The sequence below is a fragment of the Varibaculum cambriense genome, assembly GCF_022133705.1.
In the GTDB taxonomy this organism is placed as follows: Bacteria; Actinomycetota; Actinomycetes; order Actinomycetales; family Actinomycetaceae; genus Varibaculum; species Varibaculum cambriense_A.
Genome location: NZ_JAKNHJ010000028.1, coordinates 1 through 5,482, shown reverse-complemented (window position 1 = coordinate 5,482; position 5,482 = coordinate 1). Strand labels below are relative to the sequence as shown.

Below are 5,482 nucleotides of genomic sequence, written 5' to 3'. Positions count from 1 at the left end.
CCTTTTTAAAATGGTTGTGGTGGTTTCTTACTCTCCCGCGCTCGTTGGGGCGTAGTACCATCAGCGTTGCCTAGCTTAGCTTCCAGGTTCGGGATGGGACTGGGCGTGTCCTAGGCGCTATGACCACCACAAGACTATGTGTTCAACCCCCGTGCTTGTTGCTATCTTGTTTTGGTTAGCTTCTTTTTTGGGGGTTCACCGTTCTTGTAGACGGTGTTTGAGAGTGGGTGTGAGCGTCTTCGTGACGATTCGTATTGTGGAATGCTTGAACACACGGTGTGTTTTGTGTGTTTGTTTTTTAATGGTTGTTTAGTACCAGTCAGCTTTGCGTTTTACAACGTGTACACTTCTGGCCTATCTACCCAGTAGTCTGCTGGGAACCTAAAAGACCTCATCTTAAAGCAGGCTTCCCGCTTAGATGCTTTCAGCGGTTATCCTTTCCGAACATAGCCAACCAGCCATGCACCTGGCGGTACAACTGGCACACCAGAGGTTCGTCCATCCCGGTCCTCTCGTACTAGGGACAGGACTTTCTCAAGTCTTAACGCGCGCAGCGGATAGGGACCGAACTGTCTCACGACGTTCTGAACCCAGCTCGCGTACCGCTTTAATGGGCGAACAGCCCAACCCTTGGGACCAACTCCAGCCCCAGGATGCGACGAGCCGACATCGAGGTGCCAAACCATGCCGTCGATATGGACTCTTGGGCAAGATCAGCCTGTTATCCCCGGGGTACCTTTTATCCGTTGAGCGACAACGCTTCCATAAGCCATTGCCGGATCACTAGTTCCTACTTTCGTACCTGCTCCACCCGTCAGTGTCACAGTCAAGCTTCCTTGTGCACTTACACTCGAACCCTGATTACCAACCAGGATGAGGAAACCTTTGAGCGCCTCCGTTACCATTTAGGAGGCAACCGCCCCAGTTAAACTACCCACCAGGCACTGTCCCTAACCCAGATAATGGGTCCAGGTTCAGATAACCAGCAACATCAGAGTGGTATTTCACTTGCCGACTCCACAACCACTAGCGTGACTGCTTCAACGTCTCCCACCTATCCTACACAAACACAACCAGCCACCAATACCAAGCTATAGTAAAGGTCCCGGGGTCTTTCCGTCCTGCTGCGCGTAACGAGCATCTTTACTCGTAATGCAATTTCGCCGAGTTCGCGGTCAAGACAGCACAGAAGTCGTTACGCCATTCGTGCAGGTCGGAACTTACCCGACAAGGAATTTCGCTACCTTAGGATGGTTATAGTTACCACCGCCGTTTACCGGGGCTTAAATTCACCGCTTCGCCCAAAAAGGGCTGACAGCTCCTCTTAACCTTCCGGCACCGGGCAGGCGTCAGTGCGTATACCTCGCCTTACAGCTTCGCACGCACCTATGTTTTTGATAAACAGTCGCTTCCATCTTGCTATTGCACCCCACACCCCCTAGAACAGAAAACGCTCTTCAAGGGGTGGGGCCTCCTTCTCCCGAAGTTACGGAGGCAATTTGCCGAATTCCTTAACCACGATTCACTCGCTCGCCTTAGTATTCTCTACCCAACTACCAGAGTCGGTTTAGGGTACGGGCGGAAACACACCTCACAACGCAGCTTTTCTCGACAGTACAGACCAACCCTGTTATCAACCCAAAAACGGGCCTCACCATCACCCCTCACCCTATGCGTCTTCCGGATTTGCCTAGAAGACAGGCTACAGGCTTGAACACGGTAAACCACCACCGCGCCAGGCAATCTCACTGTGTCACCACGAAGCTAAAACACTCAAACCAAAAACCCAAAACCCAACAGATGCTAAACCCCCGAAAGGGAACAACAACTGAAAAGGGCGTCAAGCTCAAAGAAATGAGCGCTATATACGGTCTGATCCCGGTAGCAGAATATCAACTGCTCAACCATCGACTACGCCTGACGGCCTCGCCTTAGGACCCGACTAACCCAGGGCGGATAAACCTTCCCCTGGAACCCTTAGTTTATCGGCGCCAGCGATTCTCACACTGGACTCGCTACTCATGCCTGCATTCTCACTCCCACACCACACACGACCCATCACCAGGCCGCTACAACAATGCAGGACGCTCCCCTACCCCACAACACCAAAAAGCATTGTAGTCACAGTTTCGGTGGCATGCTTAAGCCCCACTACATTATCGGCGCACAATCACTCGACCAGTAAGCTATTACGCACTCTTTCAAGGGTGGCTGCTTCTAAGCCAACCTCCTGGCTGTCAACGCAACTACACATCCTTTTCCACTCAGCACACACTTAGGGACCTTAACCGATGATCAGGGCTGTTTCCCTCTCGACAACGAAGCTTATCCCCCGCTGTCTGACTGCCCCACCAACTTAACGCGCATTCGGAGTTTAGCAGATCTCAGTAACCAACAAGGCCCATCAACCAACCAGTAGCTCTACCACACGCAAGCAAAAAATGGAACGCTATACCTAAATATATTTCGGGGAGAACCAGCTATCACGGAGTTTGATTGGCCTTTCACCCCTACCCACAACTCATCCCCCCAGTTTTCAACCTAGGTGGGTGCGGTCCTCCACGACGTTCTACCGCCGCTTCAACCTGGCCATGGGTAGATCACCCCGCTTCGGGTCTATGCCACGCTACTATTACGCCCCCAGGACTCGGTTTCCCTACGACTACCCCACAACAGGTTAACCTCGCAACGCAACATAACTCGCAGGCTCATTCTTCAATAGGCACGCCACCACCACGCGGACCCGAAGGCTCCATGGCTCTGACGGCTTAAAAACGCTTGGTTTCAGGAACTATTTCACTCCCCTCCCGGGGTACTTTTCACCATTCCCTCACGGTACTAATCCACTATCGGTCACCATGCCCGTCCAGGCTTACCCAATGGTCTGGGCAGATTCACACGAGATTCCACGAGCCCCGCGCTACTCGGGAACAAAACCCAACGCCACGCATACGCAACCAGCTACCCGACTCTCACGGTCTACGGCCAGGCATCCCAACCTGTTCACCTCGCACACACAAGGGCGCTCCAAGAACCGGCAGATTCTCAACGATTTCGTCCCACAACCCCGCCTACGCAACCCCTGCCGAGTATCACACGCAAACGGTTTAGCCAACACCCGCTATCGCTCACCACTACACACGGACTATCTCACAAAAGGCGGTACTAAGATGTTTCACTTCCCACCCTACCAACACACACCTACAAAACTTCGATGCGCGCCAACCACACACAACTATGGTCAGGTTACCCCATTCGGAAACCCCCGGATCAACGCACGCTCGCTAACTCCCCGAGGCTATCGCCAGCCACAACGTCCTTCATCGGCACACGATGCCAAGGCATCCACCAAACGCTCAAAACAAAAAACAAACCAATAAACAAAAAACACCAACCACCCCAAAAAACGAGGCGGTCAACGAACAAGATTCTCACAAAAAAGCATCACAAAGACACTCACATCCACTCTCCAAAAAACAAACAACCAACCCAAAAAACCCCAAAACCACCGGCCTTGAAAGTCAATGAGCCAAACAAACAAACCCAAGGAGCCTGATTGTTCCTATACCCGACAGCCCCCCAAAACCAAACCCAAAACGATCAAGCCCCGGGGGGAAAGTGTTTTCTCGTTCCATTTGCGCAATAATAAATAAAAATTCTCCCTAGAAAGGAGGTGATCCAGCCGCACCTTCCGGTACGGCTACCTTGTTACGACTTCGTCCCAATCGCTAGCCCCACCTTCACCCGCTCCCCCTCAAAAAGAGATAGGCCACAAGCTTCGAGTGTTACCAACTTTCGTGACGTGACGGGCGGTGTGTACAAGGCCCGAGAACGTATTCACCGCAGCGTTGCTGATCTGCGATTACTAGCGACTCCACCTTCACGGGGCCGAGTTGCAGACCCCGATCCGAACCAAGACGCCCTTTAAGAGATTCGCCCCACCTTACGGTATCGCAACCCTCTGTAGACGCCAATGTAGCATGCGTGAAGCCCAAGACATAAGGGGCATGATGATTTGACGTCATCCCCACCTTCCTCCGAGTTAACCCCGGCAGTCTCCCACGAGTCCCCAACACAACTTGCTGGCAACATAGGACAAGGGTTGCGCTCGTTGCGGGACTTAACCCAACATCTCACGACACGAGCTGACGACAACCATGCACCACCTGCACACCAGCCAAAAAGGAAAACCCATCTCTGGGCCAGTCCAGTGCATGTCAAGCCTTGGTAAGGTTCTTCGCGTTGCATCGAATTAATCCGCATGCTCCGCCGCTTGTGCGGGCCCCCGTCAATTCCTTTGAGTTTTAGCCTTGCGACCGTACTCCCCAGGCGGGGAACTTAACGCGTTAGCTACGACGCAGAAGACAAAAAAGCCCCCCACACCCAGTTCCCACCGTTTACAGCATGGACTACCAGGGTATCTAATCCTGTTCGCTCCCCATGCTTTCGCTCCTCAGTGTCAGTAACAGCCCAGAGACCCGCCTTCGCCACCGGTATTCCTCCTGATATCTGCGCATTCCACCGCTACACCAGGAATTCCAGCCTCCCCTACTGCACTCAAGCCAGCCCGTACCCACCGCAAACCCACAGTTAAGCCATGAGCTTTCACGACAGACGCAACCAGCCACCTACAAGCCCTTTACGCCCAATAATTCCGGACAACGCTCGCGCCCTACGTATTACCGCGGCTGCTGGCACGTAGTTAGCCGGCGCTAATCAACCCCTACACTCAACACACCCCATGGTGCGCCTTGTTCAGAGCAAAAGAAGTTTACAACCCGAAGGCCTTCATCCCCCACGCGGCGTCGCTGCATCAGGCTTGCGCCCATTGTGCAATATCCCCCACTGCTGCCTCCCGCAGGAGTCTGGGCCGTATCTCAGTCCCAATGTGACCGACCACCCTCTCAGGCCGGCTACCCGTCAAAGCCTTGGTAAGCCATCACCCCACCAACAAGCTGATAGACCGCGAGCCCACCCTTCACCGAAAAAATCTTTCCCACCCACCCCATGCGAGGCAGACAGAACATAAGGTATTAAACACCCTTTCAGGAGCTTATCCCAAAGAAAAGGACAGGTTACTCACGTGTTACTCACCCGTTCGCCACTCTCACCAAAAAACGCAAGCGCTCCTTGGATCCCGTTCGACTTGCATGTGTTAAGCACGCCGCCAGCGTTCATCCTGAGCCAGGATCAAACTCTCCAACAAAAACCAAAAACAAACCCACCAAAAAACAGCAGGCAAAAAAACGATCCAACCAAAAAAGCCAGACCAAAATGGTTCAAGCCAGAAAACAATCCAGCAAAAACAAACACCAACAATCAAAAAACAAAACGTTCCAAAATCATCAGCATCAAAAAAACAAAAAACAGAAAAAACCAAAACACCCAACCAAACAGCCAGGCACCCCAGTCAATCCCACACAAACAAAACAAAAAAACACACTATCGAGAACACAAACAACCAAACCACAAACCAACCAAA

Annotated in this window: 1 protein-coding gene and 3 rRNA genes; 1 reads left to right on the top strand and 3 read right to left on the bottom strand. The window is 52.5% G+C overall.

Going from position 1 to position 5,482, the window contains the following annotated elements; all coding sequences use genetic code 11:
* Nucleotides 1-14: 14 nt before the first annotated feature.
* The 3 genes from rrf to L0M99_RS09650 form a co-directional block, all read right to left on the bottom strand.
* Nucleotides 15-131, bottom strand: a 5S ribosomal RNA gene (gene rrf, locus L0M99_RS09660).
* Between the two features lie 158 nt (nt 132-289).
* Nucleotides 290-3,372: ribosomal RNA gene (locus L0M99_RS09655) — 23S ribosomal RNA — on the bottom strand.
* A 294-nt stretch (nt 3,373-3,666) separates the two neighbouring features.
* Nucleotides 3,667-5,206 (bottom strand): 16S ribosomal RNA (locus tag L0M99_RS09650).
* Together the 16S, 23S and 5S rRNA genes form the textbook arrangement of a ribosomal RNA operon.
* Before the next feature lie 68 nt (nt 5,207-5,274).
* On the opposite strand from L0M99_RS09650, the gene L0M99_RS09645 reads away from it, so the two are divergent.
* On the top strand, nt 5,275-5,482 hold a 208-nt coding region (locus L0M99_RS09645), incomplete at its 3' end, for a hypothetical protein (RefSeq protein ID WP_238128449.1).